The following is a 22,304-nucleotide window of genomic DNA, read 5'->3' as shown; positions in this document are numbered from 1 at the left end:
AAGGTTTAATATCTAACTTAGACTTTATGAAGATACTTTTAGTAGCGGCAACAAGTGCAGAAATATCCATATTAACGGAACATTTTCAATTGGCGGAAGCCGAATTCATGCAAACAGAAAAGTTCGACATCCTCATCACGGGCGTAGGAATGACCGCAACGGCCTTTGCCCTGGGTAAACACCTGTCCAACCGCTACAACCTCGTACTGAACCTGGGGATTGCAGGTAGCTTTGACCCCGATATTCCTCTGGGCACTGTCTTAAATGTAACCGCAGACGACCTTTCAGAACTGGGCGCAGAAAATAAAGGCACATTTCTTTCTACCGAGGAGCTTGGTTTCGGAAAGAGCAGTTTTAAAGCGCACAACAACCTGCTTCACTCTTCCTTATCCGGATTGCGGAAAGTAAAAGGAATCACCGTAAATACCGTTCACGGAACACAGCAAAGTATTAATGACATCAAAAAAAGGCTCAACCCCATTACAGAAAGTATGGAGGGTGCCGCCGTCCTTTACTGCTGTGAAAAAGAAGGAATCCCATGTCTGCAGGTTCGCAGCATCTCCAACTATGTAGAACCCCGTAATAAAGACAGCTGGAAAATCGGCCTGGCGATTAAAAATCTAAATGAATGGGCCATCGGATTTTTGACAAACAGCTAACCAAGTCATTTTGGATAGTCCGTACCTTTGAAACCGATAAAACAGAGAAAAATGACCTTAAGCCTTGGATTTTCCCCCTGCCCGAATGACACCTTCATCTTTGATGCCCTTATTCATCATAAAATCGATACCGAAGGATTAGATTTCAATGTATCATTCGATGATGTGGAAACCCTCAATCAAAAGGCGATTAAAGGAGAACTGGACATTACCAAATTAAGCTTCCATGCTTTTGCTTACGTCTATGAACAATATGCATTGCTGGACGCCGGGAGTGCCTTAGGTTTCGGTGTCGGTCCTTTGTTAATTTCCAAAAATGAATACCTGGCCAATCATCCCGACAACTTAAATAAAGACTTAAGGGTTGGAATACCAGGAAAATACACGACTGCAAACTTCCTGTTGGGGATTGCATTTCCCCATTTAACAGAAAAACAGGAAATGGTTTTCTCAGAGATTGAGCAGGCTGTTTTGGACAACCGCATCGACCTTGGCCTGATTATCCATGAAAACCGCTTTACCTATATGGACAAAGGACTGCACAAAGTGATGGATCTTGGCAATTACTGGGAACAACTTACCGGATGTGCCATTCCTCTGGGCGGCATTGTGATCAACAGAAATCTGGACCAGGAGACCAAAGAAAAGGTGAACAGGATCTTGCGTAAGTCGGTGGAATATGCTTTTGCCAATCCGAAATCAGGAATTGAATTTATCAAACAACATGCTCAGGAAATGAGCGAAGAGGTCATGTATAAGCACATCGAACTGTATGTCAACAAATACTCCATTGACCTGGGGGTGGAAGGCAGGAAAGCAATCGATGTCTTATTTACAATGGCGCAGGAGAAAGGATTGATTCAGCCGATTCAGAAAGACCTCTATCTGATCCCTTAAAGGCCTTAATTACAAGGCCCGTCGGGAATTTCTTTAGTGATCTTCAATAGTTTCGTCACCACCAGGGTGGAATCAAAGTCTGCAGACACCATCAGGCTGTCGGACTTGATCACATGACATTCTACTTCGATATATACCGGCTCGTAAGGTTTTTCAAAATTGAAATTGCTGTAGGCGAGTTCCAGAGTCTTGGCACTATCGGCCACCCAGTATTCGTTTCCTTCTTCGCAATCTGTAAAAGATTTCATCTCAGGACCATAGGTATATAGCCCCTTAATTACCCGGCTTGTACGTTTTTCAACAGATACAGGTTTGCTATTACAGGCCACGATAACAACAGCCAGTAAAATCAACAGGGGTAATGGTTTTATAGATATATTCATGATGTTAGAGATCTTGATTTAAATGGTCTATTTTCTTTACGCTTAGATTAGATGACAAAGCTGATGCCATAAAAGAAAATACCGTTACGGTTAAAAATACTAATAAAAAATCCATCCATTTTAAGCCAATTGGATAGCCATTGGTCAGAATCGGATTGTCCTGCGCCATTTTGACAAAACCGAATTCCTGTTGCAGCAGACAGAAAATCAATCCCACGATCAGCCCCAGTATACAGCCTGTCATGGTGATCATCATTCCTTCCAGTAAAAAGATCCTTTTGATCAGGCTTTTACCTGCCCCGAGGCTACTTAGAACGGCAATATCTTTCAACTTGTCAATCACCAGCATCGTCAATGAACCGATGATATTAAAGATAGCAATAATTAAAACAAAAGTCAGGATGATATAAACGGCCCATTTTTCGGAACCCAGAATGTTGTGTAATGCCGTATTTTGTTCAATCCGGTCTTTCACCTGGAAGCCTTCTCCGATTTCTTTTTCTATACGGGATTTAAACTTGTCTGCATCAACGTCCTTATTTAAAAGGATTTCTATGGAGGAGACTTTTTGTGGCTCTTCCAACAACTTCCTCGCAAATGCCAAAGGTACAATGGCCACGTTATCAAAATCCTGCTGCACTTCAAAAACACCTGAAACAGGGATAGAGAGCACCGTAAAATCATCCCCCGGATTTAAGGAGCTTGTTGACCTCCCCTTTTTTGGAGAATAGACCTGCAAAGGAAGAAAAGGATCCGTGGTGTTCACCATCAGAAAATTCTGAATGGCAGAACCAATGACCGCAAGATGGCCGCTGGGATTATCCAATATAAAATGCCCATCAATAATGGTACTATCCAGGCTTTTATTTTTTAAGTAATCAGGACTTACCCCCTTGATCAACCCTACAGACTGCTTATCGTTATACCGGAGCAATGCATTTTCAGAAAGGACTTCTACATATGAATAAATGCCCTCCGCTTTCTTCAATTGGTTAAAATAAACCGTATTGGGCTCAAAAGTTTTCCCCTTTACCGGCGTAATCACCAACTGGGGGGTCATGGTATTGAACATTTTCAAAACCAGGTCTTCCAGGCCGTTAAATGCAGATAATATGATGATCAATGCAGCGCTTCCCACAAACACCCCTACCACAGAAATTGCGGAGATGATGTTAATCGCATTGGTAGATTTCTTTGCAAAAAGGTACCTGCGGGCTATGTAAAAGGCTGTATTCAAATCTATTCAGGTAATTAAGACTGTAAAAAAGGATTGTGTTGTTTTTCGAAACCGATGGTCGTAGACTGACCATGTCCCGGATAAACTGTGCAATCATCAGGCAATATAAACAAGTTATTCCTTATGCTATTGATCAATTGTGAATGATTTCCACCAGGAAGATCTGTGCGGCCGATACTGGTATAGAAAAGCACATCTCCACCGACCAGGAAATTATCTGCCGCTGCGTAGAAACACAAATGGGCAGGAGAATGACCAGGGGCAAAGATCAGTTCCAGCTGACTGTGTCCGAATTTAACCGTCCCGCTCTCCCCCAGGAAAACCTCCGGCTCCGGAGAAAGCTCATAATGGAACCCCATCTGAGGTGCATATCCGGGAACAGCGTGCAAAATTGGCAGCTCCCCGGCATGAAACTGAGGTTTCAGGCTCCAGTTGTCAAAAACAAATTTATTTCCCAATACATGGTCAATATGGCAATGCGTATTTAAAAGCAACACTGGATTCAGCTTGTTTTCTTTGATGAAGCGAACCAATTGATTTTGCTCCTCAGCATCGTACATTCCAGGATCTATAATCACACATTCCAATGTTTCATCGAATAATACATAGGTATTTTCACGGTATGGATTAAAAGCAAACTGTTGAATACTGATCATAAAATTTAAATATTAAAAGGTATTAATTTTTCCATTTGAAGGTATTGATCATTCGGTCAATGTCCTTCTTTATAAAAGTGACCACCGGCTGAATCGAATCGTATTGCGGTCGTTCATTAAAATACAAAGCGCCACGAAAATAATGCTTCACACTGTCTGTCAAAAAGAACTGTACCGAGGAAGCTGTATTCCCTTCTATGGCATAATATATTCCATATACTTTCTTTTCGGGGTAATTGATCAGCTTCTGATCGATCGCATTCGCCTTCACCGTATGTTTAAAAGCAAACGTCCTCGCATCTTCCACCAGTCCTTCGTACTCCTTTTTCGAGGAAACGTCGTAATAAGTCAGGTGTAATCTCGCATTAAACTGAGGAAAGGAAAGGTTATTCCAGCAAGGCTGAGTGTCTTTACTACTGTCCGGATTTAAATTCGCATAGACCGGATAATCGAAAGAGAAAGCACATCCCCCATCGTAATGCTGATAGGCTTTTTTTGGAAAGTCGATGTGAAAATACCCTCTTGGTTTTGGTGCATAGTTGTTGTTATTACAAGCAGAGAAAGCCAGTAAGATGGCAAAAAGGCAAACTGGAAGGTATTTTTTCATATTAAGAATTCCAAATATACCAGGAGCGTTCTGCCTGAAGATATAACATTTCTAATCCATTTTTAATGGCTGCACCGCGGGCACTGGCCTGTGCCAGAAATTTTGTCACTTCAGGATTGTATACCAGATCATAAGCAAGGTGCTGCTCCGTCACAAACTCATAAGGGATTTCCGGATAGGTATCCGAATTTGGCGACATGCCCAATGGCGTGGTATTCACCAACAGCGTATGTTCCTTAAGGATTTGTTCGGTTACCTCTTCATACAAAATACTGCCCTCTGTCGGTTTTCTGGTCACAATCAGAAAAGAAATCCCCAGCTTATTCAACACATATTTAATGGCTTTGGCTGCTCCTCCATCCCCGAATATCAGGGCTTTGGTATGGTGTTCTTTCAGGAAAGGCTTCAGAGATTCTTCGAATCCATAAGCATCGGTATTGTATCCTTTGAAAATTGTTTTTCCATTTTCTCTACGGATATCAATACAATTGACTGCTCCGATTTTTGCCGCAGCATCATCGAGGTCCTTTACATAAGCCAAAACACTTACTTTATAGGGAATGGTGACATTTATTCCGCAAATCTCCTCATCAGAAGAGATCAGGTCAGGAAAAACTTCAATATTCTCTATCGGATACAGTTCATATTCACAATTGTGAATATGTTCCTGTACGAATTTCTCTGTAAAGTGCTTCTTTGAAAAGGAATGTGATAAAGGGTAACCAATTAAGCCGTATTTCTTCATTTGTATAAATGTACGATTACAATTTATCCAAATTTAAAAAATGATCAAAAGTATCACCTCTTAAACCCAAACGGATGGTTTCCAAAGGAATCGTTTCCGCAGGTGCGATATTTCCAAGGTTTACATTTGCCCCTAAAAGCTTGATAAACCATACTTGTTGTTCCTTTTGTGGTGCTTCCCAGATGATGGTTTCTTCAGGGATTTGTGTCAGAATTTCATCTACTAATCCTTCTCTTACTTCTCCTGAACCTCTGTAAATACCTACATTTCCGCCTTCTCGGGCTTCGGCAATTACTTTCCATGAACCGGCTTCAATTTCCGCATTCATCAATTTGATCCATTTGTAAGGAGCGAAAATCTTAGCTGCATCTTTAGATCCAACTTCCGAAATTACCGTCACCTGCGTGGATAATTTCCTGATGAATTCGCATTTAAGATCGTGTTCAATGGTAATAGAGCCATCAGAAACTTCGGCATATTCCATATTGAACTGATCCAGCACTCTTCGGTAATCATCAAACTGATTACGGATGGCAAATGCTTCGAATAATGTCCCTCCAAAATAGGTAGGAATTCCTGCATCTCTGTAAATCGCCAGCTTCTCTTTTAGATTAGGGGTAACAAATGAGGTTGCCCAGCCAAGTTTTACGATATCAGTATGTACTCCGGCAACTTCTATAAAATCTTCAGTTTGCCTTAAGCTTAGTCCTTTATCCATGACCATTGTAATGCCTTTACTTCTTGGCTTTACTGATCTTTCGGGTATATTATTTAATGGGTAGTTCATATTGCTCACAAAGGTGGAAAAAAAACGGACAGTTTTTATCAGCTATTTCTAATAAAAAATGGTACAATTATTTAACATAACGGTTAATTACTTCTATTATTGAACCATTGTCCTGCAATTGTGGCAAATATTCAAATAAAATGTAATGCTTATCCGGATCGGTCACCAGAGCGGTTTCCAGATACGCAAGCGCATCGTTCTTTTCTCCCAAAGCAAACAGGTAAGCGACCATCCGATAATACAGCTCTGCGGCATCGGGATTGTTCTTGATTCCATCTAAAATGGTCTCTGAAGCTTCCAGCAACCTTCCCTGTTCATATAATACCGTAGAAAAATCCAGCCAGGCTTCTATATCTACCGGATTAAATTCCAGCACTTTATAATAAGCTTCAATAGATTGTTCTATCTGTCCGAGTTTATAATAAGCATCCGCCATAGCGAACCAAAAATCGGGATTTTCCCCATCCAGCTCTAAAGCTTTACGGTAAAAATGAAGCGATTCAAAATAGCGTTCTTCAAAATTCAGGGTCACACCGATCCCAAACCAGGCATCTGCCATCTTGTGGTCCATCTTCACTGATTTCTTATAATACGCACGGGCTTCGTCCATATGCTCCAGCTTTTCATAGCATTCTCCTATCGCGCAATACGTATCGGCATTAGGTGGTTCATACTCAAAAGTCTGTTTATAAACCTCAATGGCCTCGGCATAACGGTCCAGCTGAACCAATGCATTTCCTTTATTGTAATAAGCGGAAGCAAAATTATCCTTAATCAAAATGGCATAATCATAGGCATCAATCGCTTTTTCAAAGAGATCGAGCTTATGGTAAGAGTTAGCCAGGTTATACCATGCGGCATAAGAATAAGGGTCGTTGTCGATGTATTCCTGATAAAACTGAATACTTTCCTCCTGTTTGTCTAATATATCATAACAAAATGCCAGCTCATATAAGCCGTCTTTGTTTTCCATATTCTGTTCCAGACTTTGCTTGATATAAACGATGGCCTGTTCATAATCCAGCATATTCTGGTATACATAAGCAATTTGTAACAGAATTTCATCTGTAGTTTCCGCGAAACCCAAAGCAATCTGAAAATTATCCAGTGCTTCCGAATAACGTTCCAGGCTATTATAGATATTTCCGCGTAAAATATAGATCTCTGCTTCTGAAGCTTCCAGCATTTCGGCTTTTTGCAAAGCGAGAAATGCCCTTTCCGTCTGGTCGGTCACAAAGAACAACTGTGCCTGTTTTACCAGAAAGACTGCCGCATAAGGGTGTTGGTTTACGGCGTACTCAATGACCTGAAGTGCCTTTACAGGATCACTCTTCTCAATGTAATAATCAATAATATTTTCAAAAGCCTGGGCATCAAAAAAGTACTGATCCTCGTTACGTATCATCTCCTCGTAACGTTCTACCGAACGTTGCGCGTCATCACTAAAATCAAATAAAAACTCCTCTTCCATGTCGCGAATAATTAAAGAACAGATCCCATATTTTTAAAACACAATATAAGTTTACAACATTTATGAATAGCATAAACGAAATAATTTTCAACATACACACACCCGCGCCCCTAAATGACTGATAATATTAATTTTAGCAAAAGCGTCGGGAGAAATTAGCTGACTTATTTTTTTGCATAGAGATAATGATCTGAATTATAATGCAAAATAACATAACTTTAATTGAAAACCGGTAAAATTCAAGTCATGAAAAAATATAGCCATCTGACTTTCTTCCTATTGATCGCCTTTTTCAGTGCTGCTGCGCAGGAAAACAAGGCCGAAGAAGCACTTATTAAACAAAGCATAAATCAACTTTTTGAAGGAATGAAAAAGGGAGATAGCAGCCTAACACACGCTTCGTTTTCCGATCAATGTATCATGCAGACCATTGCCACGCCTAAAAATGAAGCCCCGAAGGTAAAGACCAGCAGCCTCAGTGATTTCCTTAAATTTATTGGAAGTCCACATAAAGAACGCTTTGATGAGCGCATTGTATTTACCAAAATCCTGATTGATGGCCATCTTGCCAGCGTATGGACGGACTATAAGTTTTATATAGATGATCAGTTTAGCCACTGTGGCGTAAATTCATTCCAGCTTTTCAAGGGTGCAACTGGCTGGAAAGTGATTTACATTATAGATACCCGCAGAAAAGAAAATTGCGGAGCTTAAGGTGACATTCCTTCCATTATTTTTTTGTTGATTTGTAATATTACATGACAGCTCTTGCTAGCATTATTATCATTAAAAAACCAAATATTAATGAAAACAAACATCAGTTCCGTTTTAAAAAACTTAGGGATTCAGGAATTAAATCCTGCGTACAGCACAGGTAATCACTGGGCTGCTTCATCAAATGCAAAAACTATAGACAGCTATTCTCCGGTTGACGGAAAAAAGATCGCCAGTGTACAGGTCGCTACTGCAGATGACTATGAAACCGTAATGAAAAAAGCGGAAGAGGCATTTGTTTTCTGGCGCGGCTTACCGGCACCAAAGCGTGGTGATATTGTACGTCAGTTTGGCGATGCTTTAAGAGAAAGCAAAGAAGATCTGGGTACATTGGTATCTTATGAAATGGGTAAAAGTTTACAGGAAGGATTCGGTGAAGTACAGGAAATGATCGACATCTGCGATTTCGCGGTAGGACTTTCCCGTCAGCTTTACGGTTTAACGATGCACTCTGAAAGACCAAACCACCGCATGTATGAGCAATGGCACCCAATGGGTATCGTGGGTATCATTTCTGCATTCAACTTCCCTGTAGCTGTTTGGGCATGGAATACGGCCTTGGCATGGGTATGCGGTAATGTGTGTGTTTGGAAACCATCTTCAAAAACACCGCTCTGTGCAGTGGCTTGTCAGCATATCATTGCAAAAGTATTAAAGGCCAATGACCTGCCAGAAGGAATCAGCAGTTTATTGATTGGAAATGCAGTTGGCGATATGATGAATAACGACAAACGGATTCCATTGGTTTCCTTCACTGGGTCCACCAGAATTGGGCGCATGGTATCTACAGCAGTTGCCGGCAGATTCGGAAGAAGCATTCTGGAACTGGGTGGAAACAATGCCATCATTATTTCAAAAGATGCAGATTTAGACATGTCTATTATAGGAGCAGTATTTGGAGCAGTAGGAACAGCGGGACAACGTTGTACTTCTACCCGTCGTCTGATCATCCATGAAGATATTTACGAAGATTTTAAAAATAAACTGGTAAAAGCTTATGGCCAGTTAAGAATCGGCGATCCTTTGGATCAGCACAACCATGTAGGGCCACTAATTGACGTTTATGCCGCAGATATGTACACTGATGCCATTGAAAAAGGCAAAAAAGAAGGTGCACGGTTCGTAGTAGAAGGCGGTGTCCTTAGTGGCGATCAATACAGTTCAGGCTGTTACGTGAAGCCTTGTGTAGCCGAAGTAGAGAATCATTTTGACATTGTACAGGAAGAGACCTTTGCTCCGATCCTATATCTGATTAAATATAAAACGCTGGACGAAGCGATTGCATTGCAAAATGGCGTTCCTCAGGGGCTATCTTCAGCCATTATGACGCTGAACCTGAGAGAAGCAGAACAGTTCTTATCAGCAGCGGGATCTGACTGCGGTATTGCCAATGTTAATATCGGAACTTCAGGTGCCGAAATTGGCGGTGCTTTTGGAGGAGAGAAAGAAACCGGTGGTGGCAGAGAAAGTGGTTCTGATGCCTGGAAAGGTTATATGCGCAGACAAACGAATACCATTAATTACGCGAACACCCTTCCTTTAGCACAGGGAATTAAGTTTGATTTGTAAACGACAAAACAGCGTTAAAACAAAAAGTCCTGGCTGAGCCAGGACTTTTTGTTTATAAGCATACTTATGGTGTGCCTGCCCTACACGGATCGCCCGTTCACAGGACTTTTTTATCAGAATTGGATTTAAATTTCTACCTATACTAATTTACGCAAAAATTAGATTTATCAGTGTACAATTTTTATTAACAAATTCACAATTTATTGTTACCGATCATGCTCCGATTTAAGCCACGGGCCCTCTATGTCAAACCAATGAAGATTTTTTTGGTACAAGTCTCCCCTTCCTGAGCTGAAATTTATTTCTCAACGATGAAATATGACCATACGGAGTTATATTTTGAGCAATGATCAGCCAGGTTTCCCCGGAAGATGTTCCAGTTTATTTTTTAACACCTCATATTCCCTTTCCAGGTTCCGGAATGCTTTACTATTGACGGGATTTCCCCGGTTATCTTTCATTTGCTGTAAGTAATCGGCCTCCAGAACATCAAAACGTTGTTTTACCAACACATAATTTTGCTTTTGCCTGATCTCTTCCGGGCTTTCCACTGCTCCGTTCAGGTTGCCGATGTAGGCACTGTCTGAAATGGCCTTGCCATTGGCGGATTTAAAGCAGATATAAGCTTCTATCGGTTCCTCAACCCGCTGCTCGTACAAATCGATAAAATAACTCCCGGCATCTCTCCTGCAGGCATTAATCACAGACATTGCCGTTTTTTCCAGCGGGTGATAAAGAAGAATCATCACCGTGTCGTTGTACTGGCCACTCGGATCCCAGCTCACCAATACTCCTTTTTCCTTCTTTTCGATTTTCAGGTCATTTGCACCTGGTAAATGACCATTGCTGAGTATGACCTTACTGTAATCCACAGAAATATTTGGATATTCCCCTTTTAAAGCGTGTTTTTTAATATATGAAGTGGCGAGGTTATGAGCATTTCGAACCGTTCCTCTTGCTTCCAGCTCAAAGCTGACATTGGTAAACTCAGAGATCCTGCTCACCATTTCCATAGTCACAGACATCGCCTGACGGTTAGCCAGCTGATTCCTGCTCGGTTTACCCGGATCTCCAATCGTACGAACAACCGGCTGTCCATTTAAGACATAAAAAACCAGGTTGTGTAATTTTCCATTTAAGGCCCCCAAAGGCCCATTTGGTGCTTTTGCCATATTCAATAGATTAATCACTAAATAATAAAAGTTAATATTTTAAATATCAACAATACTAATATAAGCAATAAGTTTTATTAAAGCCAACATCAAACGTATAACATGCTGCCAATTACTTTTAGGTTACTATTAAATTTCAGCATTCAACAATCGGGGTTAACAGGGCTACAGACCCTACAGGACCCTAGCAACCTACCCTCAAAAAAGAAGCAAAATAGTAGCAGTTGGTAGCTTGGCCTAAGGAAAGCTACCCTTTAATCAGAGATTCCGACGGAGATCAGACCTCAAAAATGACATTTGTAGTTCAAAGAAAAGCACTGATTCTGTTAACTTTACCTTGATCAATAAAAACAGACATGGTAAAGAAATACGGACTTTTTGGTTTATTTATGGCCTTTTCTCTCTTCTGCAATGCTCAGCTTAATCTGCAACCCGGAAAATGGAAAGGAACTTTGCAACGGCAAGATGGACATCACATCCCTTTTGAATTGCAAATCGAAAAACAAGGCAGAAAGCACGTTTTCTATGTCATCAATGACACAGAGCGCATGAAAACAGAAGACATCATCGTGTCTAAGGACTCTATCTTGATCAAAATGCCGGTATTTGAATCTTATTTCAGGGTTAAAGTAATCAGCAAAGACAGTCTAAATGGCGTATGGATTAAAGGCGGATCAGCGAAAGACCTGGTGATGCCCTTTTATGCAGTAAGCGGAGTTAGCCGTTTCCCTAAAAGCGCTCCGGGAAACCTGCAGCAGATAGCTGGGAAATGGAAAATGGAATTCACCAGGGCCGACCAGACAAAAAGACCCGCCATCGGCGAGTTTAGTCAGCAAGGCCAACAGATTAAAGGTTCCGTACTGACTCCTGCCGGAGATTACCGCTACCTTGTCGGAACCCTTGCAGCAGATTCAATGTTCCTTTCTACATTTGATGGTGTACATGCGCTTTTCTTCGCTGCCAAAATTACTGCAGGGGAACTTAAAGGCAACTACTACAGCAGCGCATCCCTACCTGAGCCTTTTATAGCAGTGAGAGATGCAAATGTCACCTTAGATCCTCCGGTGACTACCCTGAAAGAGGGGGCCAGTGGATTTCTGGATTTCAGTTTTAAAGATCTGGAAGGAAATACCGTATCCCTGAAAGATGAAAGATTTAAAGATAAGGTGGTTATTCTACAGCTGATGGGATCATGGTGCCCTAACTGTATGGATGAAATGGCGTTTCTAAGCGCCTATTATCGTAAAAACAAAACCAGAGGCATTGAGATCATTGCACTGGCTTACGAATTGAGTACAGATGAAGCCCGCTCCAGAAAAAGCCTGAAGAAGTTCCAGCAGCAATTTAAAGTGGAATATCCGATGCTGATTACCGGGGTAACCGTAGGCGATCCGCAGCGTACAGAAAAGACATTACCCCAGCTGACACAGATTAAAGTTTTCCCTACTACCGTTTTCTTAGACAAAAAGGGTCGGGTGAGCAAAATCAACACCTCATTTTATGGCCCCGGAACAGGGACATACCACACAGAATATAAACAGGAGTTTGAGAAGACCATCACTAAACTTTTAGAATAACACCATCCATAAAAAAAGCGACGGGATTAACCCGCCGCTTTTTACAGAACTGCAATTCTTCTTTTCTATTTCACCAATGCCGTTTTCGTGTTTGCAGCAATTCCAGCCTCTAAAGAGGTCATTTCTGTTTTCAGAGCAGCAAATTTCTCTGTATCCAGTATTGAGTTTCTATTTTTAACAATGATGTGTTGGTTTGCAGTACCGGCCAATTTCAAGTCTGAATTGTCTTTGGTCACAGTATACAAGCTATTGATGGTCCCTTTTACACTTGCTGTAGCATTGTCCTGCAAGAACACTTGCAATACTTCCAGATTAAATTTTCCTACGGTCGATACTTTAGCACCTTGAGAAGCATCGATTCTTTGTAAGTCTGTCACAGAAACCGTTACATATAATGTTTCTGAAGCGGTAGAGTTGATGTACAAGGTATACCCTTTTTGTTTAAAAGATGTCTTGCTTTGATCAAATTCGTTATCTACCGCAATGTCTTGTTTTGATTTCTGAACCAGGGTCAGTTTTACGTTTCCGGTTACTACAATTTTGTTAAAAGCAGTCAGCGGGGCCACCATTCCTAAAGGGCTTTTATCTGCTGCAACAGCAACGCTGCTCAATGCAGAAGTAGATAAAACCAGGGCTGTTAGTGTTAGTGCGAGTAATGATTTGAAGGAGGTTTTCATAATATTTTGTTTTTAAATGATTTCTTAAGGTTTTGTAGATAAGACGTATCCGTTTTAGAAACGTTTCACTCATTTTCAGCGTTTTAGACCATAATGTTTCAATAGCCGACGAAACGGTATTTTTTTTCGACGAACGGGCAGAAAAAAAATCGGTTAATTCTGCTATTTTATTTGAAAGAAGTTCAATTTGCTGTATGTTTAAAGATTTTTAAATGCTTATCCTCCCTTTGTTTTAACCTTTAGCTAATGTTACGAGTAGATAGTTCTAAACCCTGCAAAATTGTATACTCTTTATGTAAGCATGAGTTTTTCGGCTATTTGATAGAACCCCATATTGTTCAATTGAACCCTCAGGGTGATTTCTCATTGACCTACCAGCGGATATTTTCGCATACTGCAACTGAATTCGCCAGGCATCTGACCGAAAAAGACTTGAAGCTTATTAAGATCCTCGATGAAACCGAACAGGATTTCATCATCAAGAAGTTCCATAAAAAGCCGATCCGCCCTGTAGAGTTCTTTAGTAAATTTTTCAATGAGAAGTTTTACGAAAGTGTACGTCCGAAAATTGAGAAGAAACTTTCTGAAGTATTAGAGCTGATTAAAGTTGATGGGGAACTGTACCTCATGGATAGCGATGGCTGGCCTGCGGAGCGTAAAATTGAAATTGCTGCAGAAGCCGCGACTGTTTTATTTCATTTCAGGCGAAATGCCATCGAAACCCGGTACTTTCCAACGATAAAATACCAGGGAATGCGAATAGATTTCATGTTTAAGGAAGCACAGGTGGTGAGTAACCAACCTGCATGGCTCCTCTTAAATGACATGCTCTATTTTTTTGAACAGGATATCGAAGGTAAAAAGTTAATGCCCTTCCTGAATAAGCGATACATCACTATTCCAAAAGCAACTGAAGGGGCTTATTTCGAAAAATTTGTGGCTCCCTTAATTGAAAAATACCATGTCTATGCAGAGGGTTTTGAGATTAGGACCGAAAAACACGACCCTAGTCCGGTTATTAAAGTGATTTATGTGGATTCAGGTGTTTCACAACTCCAATTGTATTTCAAATATGACACCCATGCCTTTGCCATGGGGAATGAGAAGAAAATAACCGTTCATTTAGAAAAGGAAGATGACAATTACATCTTCACCCGAATCAAAAGAGATGCGACATGGGAGAAACAAAAATTTAATGTATTAACCAGCCTTGGCTTAAAGAAAGTCAGTCCGATATTCCATAACCTGGAAGTTCCGCCAAACCGGGATGAAGATCAATCTTATGCCATCATCAATTGGGTGAATGAACATATTGAGCAATTAAAAGAAAATGGTTTTGAGATTGAACAGCATCAGGGGACCAAAAAATTCCTGTTCGCCAGTAATAAAATTGATTTTGAGATCAAAGAAGACAATGATTGGTTTGACATTAATGCCATAGTTTATTTTGGCACACACCCCATTCCTTTCATCGCATTAAAACAACATATCCTCCATAAAAAAAGGGAATTCACTTTGCCCGATGGTGCTATTGCCATCATTCCGGAAAAATGGTTTACCCAATACGGCAGTTTATTTAGCCTCTCCGACGGTGGGAAGGCTTTAAAGCTTAAGAAACACCATATCGGCCTGATCAATGAACTGGCAGAAGACGGCATTGCCAATGTTACTTTAAGTCGGAAGCTCGAAAGGCTCAATGATTTTGAGAACATTGCCGATACCCAAATGCCGGTACATTTTAAAGGAGACCTGCGCAGTTATCAGAAAGCAGGTTACAATTGGTTCAGTTTCCTCAGAGAGTACAACTTTGGCGGATGTCTGGCGGACGACATGGGTTTGGGTAAAACCATTCAGACCCTGGCCATGCTTCAAAAAATCAAGGAAGAAGACGAACAAAACGCTACAAAAAGCACTTCCCTGATCGTAATGCCGACTTCCTTAATCTATAACTGGTTAAATGAGGCAAAGAAATTCACTCCAAAACTGAAGATTCACGCCCATACCGGAAGCTCCAGAAATAAGGACATCAGTCAGTTTGCGAAATACGACATCATCATTACAACTTATGGCATTACCAGAGTAGATATTGACCTGCTTAAAGAATATTATTTCAATTACATCATTCTGGATGAAAGTCAGAACATCAAGAACCCTTCTTCCAAATCATTTAAGGCAGTAAGGGCCCTTAAATCCAGACATAAACTCGTGCTGAGCGGTACGCCTGTAGAAAACTCGGTGAGTGACCTATGGACACAGCTCACCTTTTTAAACCCGGGATTGCTGGGCACACAGGCCTTCTTCAATGAAGAATATGTACAAGCCATAGAGAAACGGAAAGATGAAGAGAAAGCGCGCAAGCTGCAAGCCATCATCAAGCCTTTTGTATTGCGGAGAACCAAGGAGCAGGTGGCTTCGGAACTTCCTGCAAAAACAGAACAGATCTTTTACTGCGACATGAGTGAAGACCAGGCTGCTTATTACGAAAAAACAAAATCCGCTTACCGGAATGACCTGCTGAGCAGTATGGATGATGGCACCTATGCGAAAAAGCAAGTTCAGCTTTTACAGGGATTAACAGCATTGAGACAATTGGCCAACCATCCGGTCATGATCGATGAGGAGTACACTTCTGATTCCGGAAAGTTTGAAAACGTGATCCACACCCTGGACAATGTGTTAAAAGGCGGACATAAGGTCCTGATCTTCTCTCAGTTTGTGAAACATCTGAACATCTTTAAGCAGTATTTTGAACAGGAGTCTATTCCTTTCTCTTACTTAGACGGGGCGACAAAGAACCGGGGCGAGATTGTGGCCGAATTTCAGGAAAACACCGAACTGAAAGTCTTCCTGATTTCCATTAAAGCAGGTGGTGTAGGTTTGAACCTGACCCAGGCCGACTATGTATTTATTCTTGATCCATGGTGGAATCCTGCGGTAGAGCAACAAGCCATTGACCGGACCCATAGAATCGGACAGGAAAAGAAAGTGTTCATTTATAAGTTCATTGCTAAAGATACCGTAGAAGAGAAAATCCTTGCCTTACAGAACCGTAAGAAAAGACTGGCCAGCTCATTGATTACGACCGAAGAAAGCTTCTTTAAATCGCTCAGTAAGGAAGATATCCGGGAGATTCTGAACTAAGTCGTAAGTAAGGTATAATATTCCTCACGACTGATCATTACCGCACCCAGGCTCATCAAATGATCATTGGGCAGCTGACAGTCGATCAACTTAAATTCATTGGTCTGGCAAAGCCAGATCAATGCTGTTTTTGAAGCATTGCTAACCAGACTGAACATACTTTCCCCGCAAAAGACTTCGCCAACCTGAACGCCATATAGTCCGCCGCACAATGTTCCATCCTTCCAGACTTCCACACTCTGCGCATAGCCATATTCATGTAAAGCGATATAAGCTTCCTGCATTTCAGCAGTGATCCAGGTACCGGGCTGATCTTTCCTGCCCACCATGGCACAATTCCGGATCACCTCCGGAAAGGCCTGATTATAGGTGACTTCAAAAACCTGGTCTTTCAAAACCTTTGCCATGCTCTTACTGATCTTTACCTGATCAGGATAGATGACACAACGCTCGTGGGGAGAATACCAGCATATAGGATCGTCTTCACTAAACCAGGGAAAGATGCCATGATGGTAGGCTAAAAGCAATCTATTGATACTCAAATCACCTCCTATCGCCAATAACCCATCTTCCTCAGCCAATGCCGGATCGGGAAAACTGATCTCCTTTTCGTCTAGTCTAAAAACCATATGCAATAATAAAACAATACCTTTAATGTAACTAATCCTTCTTTAGGTCATCTTAATTAAAAATACAATATGAATTTACTAGGCAACCTAATCTGGATCATTTTTGGAGGTATATTTATCTTTTTCGAATATATTATCGGAGGTCTGATTTTATGCCTAACGATCGTAGGCATTCCTTTTGGGCTCCAATGTTTCAAATTTGCCATTGTTGGCCTCGCCCCTTTTGGTGTAAAAATTACGGATACCTCTTCCAATACCGGATGCCTTTCTACGATCATGAACATCATCTGGATTGTTTTCGGTGGGTTCTGGATTGCATTGACACATTTTTTCCTTGGCCTTCTTTTCTGCATTACCATTATCGGAATTCCTTTTGGCAGGCAGCATTTTAAACTGATGAACCTGGCCTTTACGCCTTTTGGGAAATCGATCAGTTAAAAACCAATCAATCCGATCTTCTTTGAATGTGCAATGGCTTCTTTGCTATGGTTAAACAGGCAGGTCTTAATTCCCTTCGCTTCAATTTTGGCCAGGATTTCCAAGGTGGATTCCGTCCTTGATTTACGGATATTCCTAATGTAAACTGCTTCAATATTCTGAGGATATTTTTCGGCAATTGTGGCATAGATGAAAGGATCTTTCTGAGAATTATCTCCGAAAAAGACAAATTTCTGATTAGGAAAAACATCCAGAATCCTCCTTACCCGCAGCAGCTTCCCTTCATGTCCGGTTTTACCCGTTTTCAACAGGTCAGTCCAGCTTTTAATCTGATTGAGCAGGAATGCCCCTTCCGGTAGGCCATTAAATCTGAAAGTTTCTACCAGGTAGTCGTACAGGTTCCACTCACTGCTGGAAACATAGAAAAAAGGGTTCGGCTGATCCGCATCGGTATGCGATAAGGCGAGTAATCCATAGTGCTTCCTGGTATCGGTAAAAGTTTTCCTGGTTCTTGGGTTTTTAATAAAGAGCTCTCTGAGCCTTCTTCCGATCTTTGCAGAATGAGAGATCATCACGGTATCGTCGATGTCTGAGATGAAGGCATACTGGGTAATATGGGGCACATAAACCTTTCCTTCCGCCACTGCAAGCAAGGCATCATCTGCTCCCAAAGCCTCGACCCTTACCTCATGCCATCCTGCAGCGACATTTTCAATCGCTTCCCATTCAAACTTAAAGAAGCCATCATAGGCTGTTTTTTGATGAACAACCTGTCCCTTAAAGTTCAACCGGACGTTAACATACGGTGCCGGCCTCACCCGGAACAACTTTAACAGGTGAACGATGTTGACGAATAGATTGTCGCTGTAAACCTGGGTGCTCTTTGCTTTAAAATCAAACACATGCCCGTAAAGCACCAGATTGTGCGTATGCCCATAACCATGATATACCTTAACACTGGTGGAATTATTCATTATTCTTTAAAACAGAGTAAGGGGAAAGTTGTTTGTGATATTAAAGATTATACATGGGAAAGCGCAGTTCAAACCTAAAATTACTATTTATTGTAAACCCGGGTTCTGGAAATAACGAAATAGATTTTGCCGAAGCAATACGCACTTATTTTGAATCAAAAAACTCGGATTTCGAGATCTATGAGCTATTTAAAGGCTGTAGCCTGGATAAATTAAGGTCCGTTATTACACAAGCAAAGGCCGATCGTGTGGTGGCAGTTGGAGGAGATGGAACCTTAAAACTGGTTGCAGAATGCCTGGAAGGGACAGATACCCCTATTGGCATTATTCCTGCAGGATCTGCCAACGGAATGGCCAAGGAACTCGGTATCCCATTGGAAGTTGATGCCGCCCTGGAGCTGGTCGTAAATGGTCATCCAAAAAAGATCCATGCCGTAAAAGTAAACGGAGAACTTTGCATCCACCTCGCCGACATCGGTTTTAACGCATATATCGTCAAGAAGTTTGATGACCTTCCCCAACGCGGAATGTGGGGCTATACGAAAGCAGCATGGAAAGCCCTTTGGAACCACAGTAAGATGGAGGTAGAGATCAAAATAAAAGACAAAACCATTCGTACTCAGGCGGCAATGGTCGTGATCGCCAATGCGACGATGTACGGTACGGGAGTGAAGATTAACCCTGATGGAAACCTGACAGACGACCTCTTTGAGGTCATCCTCGTGAAAGAATATTCGGTGATGGAAATTTTAAAAATCAGGTTTACCGACCTTCCCTTTAATCCGGAGAAAATTGAAACCTTTTCTACCAGAGATTTAAAGATCAAAACAAAGCGTAAGGTTCATTTTCAGGTAGACGGAGAATATATGGGAAAAGTAAACCGTGTAGAGGCAAATATTCTTCCTGCTGCAATTACGGTCATTGTTTAGCGGCAATATTGAGCGATCAGCTCATCTGCCAGCTTTGAACCCATGTGCTTTACAAACAGGAAGTCTTCACAGGCACCTTGCAGGTCTTTTTGTTTCAACTTGCGTTTGCCATCATTGATCCGCTCCTTTAGATAAGCCTCGTCATACCCCAGTTCCGCCTTTAAGCGTAAGATTCTCGCCTCTTCTTCGGGTTTATATTTTACCGAATCTTTGTTTTTATAGAAATTCAGGACGGCATTGGTCATCCCCTCACTGGTTTTATAATTGGCAATGGCACGCTGAATGTCTTCCTTAGTTTTGAGGTCGCAGCCATAACCGGACAGGTTAAACACCATCGGCGCAATCAGGACCAGGGTCGAATCGTGCCCTGTAGGAACCTCCCATTGACCACTGCTCAGGCGGATCAACCTCAATGCTTCATCGTCTAGATCCGTTCCGATCCCTTTACGAACCACAGAATAGTAGACCTCGCCTTTTTTATTGAGCTTAAATCCGATGTTTACCAGCCCTTCAATACAATTTTGCAGGGAGTATGGAGGATAGACCTTATTGGCCGTAACAAATGCCTCCAGACCTCCTTTTAATTGAGGCTGCGCCTGAACGGTAAATCCAACCAGAAGAAATAGTGCTAAAAGAATTCTGCCCATGCACTAATTTACGCATTTTTAAATCAATGCAGATTTAAAAGTGTGTTTTAATATTGGGGCAGGATCAGGGGAATTGCCCAGAAAGGCTGCTTTTTTGGAATACTGACATACTCCGGGATAATCGCCTTTAAAGGCGTACATATTAAAAATCAGTTGAAAATGCAGGTGTGGCGGCCAGAAACCATTCTCTTCCGGGATGCCAAAACGGGCAAAAGCCTTACCCGCAGGAATCGCTTGCCCCTCCTCCAGTCCGGTCAGGGAATCCAGGCTCAGGTGCCCGTATAGCGCATGAAAAACCTGTCCGTTGAGGTTATATTTCAGGATAATGGTTGCCCCATAATCCCCATACTGGTCATTGAATTTAAAGCTATGGACTACCGCATCATGAAAATTGTAGACCGGCGTTCCTGCAGGGCCCCAGATGTCGACCCCGAGGTGTAAGCGACGGGGCTCTTCGGCAGTATCAAAATGATGACTCCGGGCATAGATGGTCCGGTGTTCATCATAGCCGCCTATTCCATAGCGGGCAGAATGAGCGCTGAGCTCATCTGCTACCCAGGTACTAAAAGTAGTGGTATCTTCCAGGATTTCCAGTGTGATGGCCGTGTTATTTGCAGTCAGGTCAAAGGTATAAAGCTGATCCGATTGAGGATCAAAGTCTACCACTTTTCCAATTGCTATGCCTTCCAGATTTAACTGTGTTTCCCTTTGTCCTGCTACCTGCATCGTATAAAAGATTATTCCGCTTCTTCGTCTGTCTCTTTACGTTCCTTTGAAATTTTGTCGAACAGCTTATCCATGTGCTCTACATATTCATTGGTATCATCCACAAAGAAGGTTAAGGTAGGCACCACTCTCGCCTGATGGCGGATTCTTGCACCTAATTTATACCTGATCTCACTGGAATGAGAATTTACTTCTGCCACAGATAAAGTGGTATTGTTGGTGTTTAAAAAGCTTAAATAAACCTTTGCTACCGCCAAATCCGGAGAAACACGAACTTTGGTAATGGTGACAAGGGTATTTGGTAAATATGCTGCTCCTTCACGTTGAAATATAGCTGCTAATTCCTCTTGCAGGACTCCGGCAAATTTCTGCTGACGTTTACTTTCCATAATTATTCCAATCTTAAATATTAATATAACAGCTTATCATAAGGATAGCGCTCGGTATGTAAAGCGACAACTTTATCGTACAATAATTGCTTAAATTCTTCTAAATTCTCTTTGTGTATTGCAGAGATGAATAAGGCAGGCGCATTGTCGTTGGCCATCCAGCTGCGCTCAAACTCTTCGAGTGTCAGCGTAGTTTTCTCCTCATTTTCGGTATCTACTTCCGGGCTCACATACGCATCAATCTTGTTGAACACCATAATCGTAGGTTTATCCCTGGCACCAAGATCTTTCAGGGTTTCGTTTACTACGTTGATCTGATCTTCGAAATTGGCATGTGAGACGTCGACTACATGGAGCAGGATATCGGCTTCGCGCACCTCATCGAGGGTAGATTTAAAACATTCTACCAGATGGTGAGGCAGTTTTCTAATGAATCCTACCGTATCTGACAAAAGAAAAGGCAGGTTTTCGATCACCACTTTACGTACCGTCGTATCCAATGTTGCGAAAAGTTTGTTCTCTGCAAACACTTCAGATTTCGACAACATGTTCATGATCGTCGATTTGCCTACGTTGGTATAACCCACCAATGCCACGCGGATCAGTTCTGCGCGGTTTTTACGTTGTGTTTCGTTCTGCTTATCAATTAATTTCAGGCGGCTCTTCAGTAAAGAGATTTTTTCGAGAATCATCCTTCTGTCACTCTCAATCTGAGTTTCCCCGGGACCTCTCATTCCGATACCCCCTTTTTGGCGCTCCAAGTGGGTCCATAAACGGGTTAATCGTGGCAACAGGTATTGTAGCTGAGCCAGCTCTACCTGCGTTTTTGCCTGTGCAGTTTGTGCCCTTCCGGCGAAAATATCGAGGATCAGGTTACTCCTGTCCAGGACTTTTACCTGAAGTTCGCGCTCCACGTTTCTAAGTTGTGATGGTGACAATTCATCATCAAAAACAACCATATCTATCTCTTCCGACTTTACATAAGCCGCTATTTCTTCTAATTTCCCTGTACCTACGAAGGTAGCACGGTCTGGTTTCAGCATTTTCTGCGTAAACGAACGGTCTACCACACCACCGGCAGTATCTACCAGGAATGCCAGTTCATCCAAAAACTCTTTGGTTTCTTCCTGGGTTTCTCCTGGTCTAATTACGCCAACCAGAACAGCACGTTCGGGTTTAAGCGCGGTATCATAATATTTCTGTTTTCCCATGTAAAGTAC

The 22,304-nt window shown here is 41.8% G+C and carries 23 protein-coding genes; 8 read left to right on the top strand and 15 right to left on the bottom strand.

Translation table 11 applies throughout. The annotated features are described in order from the left end of the window. Window positions 1-26 precede the first annotated feature (26 nt). Together mqnB and AAFF35_RS30190 are read left to right on the top strand one after the other, a co-directional pair. Window positions 27-659, top strand: coding sequence for a futalosine hydrolase (gene mqnB, locus AAFF35_RS30195; protein WP_342330154.1), 633 nt, complete (start codon window positions 27-29; stop codon window positions 657-659). 51 nt (window positions 660-710) lie between these two features. Beyond that, a complete protein-coding gene (locus AAFF35_RS30190; RefSeq protein WP_342330153.1) occupies window positions 711-1,556 on the top strand; it encodes a 1,4-dihydroxy-6-naphthoate synthase in 846 nt (281 codons plus the stop codon). Between the two features lie 5 nt (window positions 1,557-1,561). Here AAFF35_RS30190 and AAFF35_RS30185 read toward each other — a convergent pair whose 3' ends face one another. The 7 genes from AAFF35_RS30185 to AAFF35_RS30155 all read right to left on the bottom strand — a co-directional run bounded on the left by AAFF35_RS30185 (window position 1,562) and on the right by AAFF35_RS30155 (window position 7,442). Next, window positions 1,562-1,939 carry a hypothetical protein gene (locus AAFF35_RS30185; RefSeq protein WP_342330152.1) on the bottom strand — a complete coding sequence of 126 codons (378 nt, stop codon included), beginning with the start codon at window positions 1,937-1,939 and terminating at the stop codon, window positions 1,562-1,564. Between the two features lie 4 nt (window positions 1,940-1,943). Beyond that, entirely contained in the window at window positions 1,944-3,176 is a 1,233-nt protein-coding gene (locus AAFF35_RS30180; protein ID WP_342330151.1) for an ABC transporter permease, read from the bottom strand. A gap of 14 nt (window positions 3,177-3,190) precedes the next feature. Then, on the bottom strand, window positions 3,191-3,832 hold the full coding sequence (locus AAFF35_RS30175) for an MBL fold metallo-hydrolase (protein WP_342330150.1): 642 nt from the start codon (window positions 3,830-3,832) through the stop codon (window positions 3,191-3,193). Between the two features lie 22 nt (window positions 3,833-3,854). After that, entirely contained in the window at window positions 3,855-4,439 is a 585-nt protein-coding gene (gene gldD / locus AAFF35_RS30170; RefSeq protein WP_342330149.1) for a gliding motility lipoprotein GldD, read from the bottom strand. A 1-nt stretch (window position 4,440) separates the two neighbouring features. Beyond that, window positions 4,441-5,184 (bottom strand): shikimate dehydrogenase, encoded by a 744-nt coding sequence (locus AAFF35_RS30165; protein ID WP_342330148.1) that lies wholly within the window; start codon window positions 5,182-5,184, stop codon window positions 4,441-4,443. A gap of 16 nt (window positions 5,185-5,200) precedes the next feature. Then, window positions 5,201-5,971: a phosphosulfolactate synthase gene (locus tag AAFF35_RS30160; protein ID WP_073238473.1), complete on the bottom strand. Its 771-nt coding sequence runs from the start codon at window positions 5,969-5,971 to the stop codon at window positions 5,201-5,203. 67 nt (window positions 5,972-6,038) lie between these two features. Continuing rightward, the gene (locus AAFF35_RS30155; protein ID WP_342330147.1) at window positions 6,039-7,442 is read right to left on the bottom strand and encodes a tetratricopeptide repeat protein; all 1,404 of its coding nucleotides are present in this window, start codon (window positions 7,440-7,442) and stop codon (window positions 6,039-6,041) included. Between the two features lie 246 nt (window positions 7,443-7,688). Here AAFF35_RS30155 and AAFF35_RS30150 point away from each other — a divergent pair, with 246 nt between their 5' ends. Then, complete coding sequence (locus AAFF35_RS30150) at window positions 7,689-8,156, top strand: hypothetical protein (protein WP_342330146.1); 468 nt, start codon at window positions 7,689-7,691, stop codon at window positions 8,154-8,156. A 90-nt stretch (window positions 8,157-8,246) separates the two neighbouring features. Continuing rightward, window positions 8,247-9,785: an aldehyde dehydrogenase family protein gene (locus AAFF35_RS30145; protein WP_074613040.1), complete on the top strand. Its 1,539-nt coding sequence runs from the start codon at window positions 8,247-8,249 to the stop codon at window positions 9,783-9,785. Window positions 9,786-10,135: 350 nt separating this feature from the next. Here the strand turns inward: AAFF35_RS30145 and AAFF35_RS30140 are convergent, their stop codons facing one another. Next, complete coding sequence (locus tag AAFF35_RS30140; RefSeq protein WP_342330145.1) at window positions 10,136-10,957, bottom strand: DUF6266 family protein; 822 nt, start codon at window positions 10,955-10,957, stop codon at window positions 10,136-10,138. 356 nt (window positions 10,958-11,313) lie between these two features. On the opposite strand from AAFF35_RS30140, the gene AAFF35_RS30135 reads away from it, so the two are divergent. Next, window positions 11,314-12,534: a TlpA disulfide reductase family protein gene (locus AAFF35_RS30135; protein WP_342330144.1), complete on the top strand. Its 1,221-nt coding sequence runs from the start codon at window positions 11,314-11,316 to the stop codon at window positions 12,532-12,534. Window positions 12,535-12,599: 65 nt separating this feature from the next. Here AAFF35_RS30135 and AAFF35_RS30130 read toward each other — a convergent pair whose 3' ends face one another. Further along, window positions 12,600-13,211 carry a DUF2807 domain-containing protein gene (locus AAFF35_RS30130; RefSeq protein WP_342330143.1) on the bottom strand — a complete coding sequence of 204 codons (612 nt, stop codon included), beginning with the start codon at window positions 13,209-13,211 and terminating at the stop codon, window positions 12,600-12,602. A 246-nt stretch (window positions 13,212-13,457) separates the two neighbouring features. Here AAFF35_RS30130 and AAFF35_RS30125 point away from each other — a divergent pair, with 246 nt between their 5' ends. Then, complete coding sequence (locus AAFF35_RS30125) at window positions 13,458-16,352, top strand: SNF2-related protein (protein ID WP_342330142.1); 2,895 nt, start codon at window positions 13,458-13,460, stop codon at window positions 16,350-16,352. Here AAFF35_RS30125 and aat read toward each other — a convergent pair. Then, complete coding sequence (gene aat, locus AAFF35_RS30120) at window positions 16,349-16,981, bottom strand: leucyl/phenylalanyl-tRNA--protein transferase (protein WP_342330141.1); 633 nt, start codon at window positions 16,979-16,981, stop codon at window positions 16,349-16,351. The genes AAFF35_RS30125 and aat overlap by 4 nt on opposite strands. Window positions 16,982-17,050: 69 nt before the next feature. Here aat and AAFF35_RS30115 point away from each other — a divergent pair, with 69 nt between their 5' ends. Further along, the gene (locus AAFF35_RS30115) at window positions 17,051-17,419 is read left to right on the top strand and encodes a YccF domain-containing protein (protein WP_342330140.1); all 369 of its coding nucleotides are present in this window, start codon (window positions 17,051-17,053) and stop codon (window positions 17,417-17,419) included. Here the strand turns inward: AAFF35_RS30115 and AAFF35_RS30110 are convergent. After that, the gene (locus AAFF35_RS30110; RefSeq protein ID WP_342330139.1) at window positions 17,416-18,393 is read right to left on the bottom strand and encodes a phosphatase domain-containing protein; all 978 of its coding nucleotides are present in this window, start codon (window positions 18,391-18,393) and stop codon (window positions 17,416-17,418) included. The two genes, AAFF35_RS30115 and AAFF35_RS30110, sit on opposite strands and share 4 nt — an antisense overlap. A 53-nt stretch (window positions 18,394-18,446) precedes the next feature. On the opposite strand from AAFF35_RS30110, the gene AAFF35_RS30105 reads away from it, so the two are divergent. Then, the gene (locus tag AAFF35_RS30105) at window positions 18,447-19,322 is read left to right on the top strand and encodes a YegS/Rv2252/BmrU family lipid kinase (protein WP_342330138.1); all 876 of its coding nucleotides are present in this window, start codon (window positions 18,447-18,449) and stop codon (window positions 19,320-19,322) included. Here AAFF35_RS30105 and AAFF35_RS30100 read toward each other — a convergent pair. Genes AAFF35_RS30100 through hflX form a run of 4 tightly spaced genes read right to left on the bottom strand, consistent with a single transcriptional unit; the run spans window position 19,319 to window position 22,295 of the window. Next, window positions 19,319-19,969: an energy transducer TonB gene (locus AAFF35_RS30100; protein WP_342330137.1), complete on the bottom strand. Its 651-nt coding sequence runs from the start codon at window positions 19,967-19,969 to the stop codon at window positions 19,319-19,321. The two genes, AAFF35_RS30105 and AAFF35_RS30100, sit on opposite strands and share 4 nt — an antisense overlap. Window positions 19,970-19,987: 18 nt before the next feature. Then, the gene (locus AAFF35_RS30095; protein ID WP_342330136.1) at window positions 19,988-20,695 is read right to left on the bottom strand and encodes a peptidoglycan DD-metalloendopeptidase family protein; all 708 of its coding nucleotides are present in this window, start codon (window positions 20,693-20,695) and stop codon (window positions 19,988-19,990) included. Window positions 20,696-20,706: 11 nt separating this feature from the next. Beyond that, entirely contained in the window at window positions 20,707-21,084 is a 378-nt protein-coding gene (gene rbfA / locus AAFF35_RS30090; protein ID WP_342330135.1) for a 30S ribosome-binding factor RbfA, read from the bottom strand. Between the two features lie 20 nt (window positions 21,085-21,104). Further along, the gene (hflX, locus tag AAFF35_RS30085; protein ID WP_124585855.1) at window positions 21,105-22,295 is read right to left on the bottom strand and encodes a GTPase HflX; all 1,191 of its coding nucleotides are present in this window, start codon (window positions 22,293-22,295) and stop codon (window positions 21,105-21,107) included. Window positions 22,296-22,304: the final 9 nt, after the last annotated feature.

It is taken from the genome of Pedobacter sp. FW305-3-2-15-E-R2A2 (assembly GCF_038446955.1).
Taxonomy (GTDB): Bacteria; Bacteroidota; Bacteroidia; order Sphingobacteriales; family Sphingobacteriaceae; genus Pedobacter.
The sequence above is the reverse complement of the archived record's forward strand: the minus strand, read 5'-3'. Positions and strand labels throughout refer to the sequence as shown.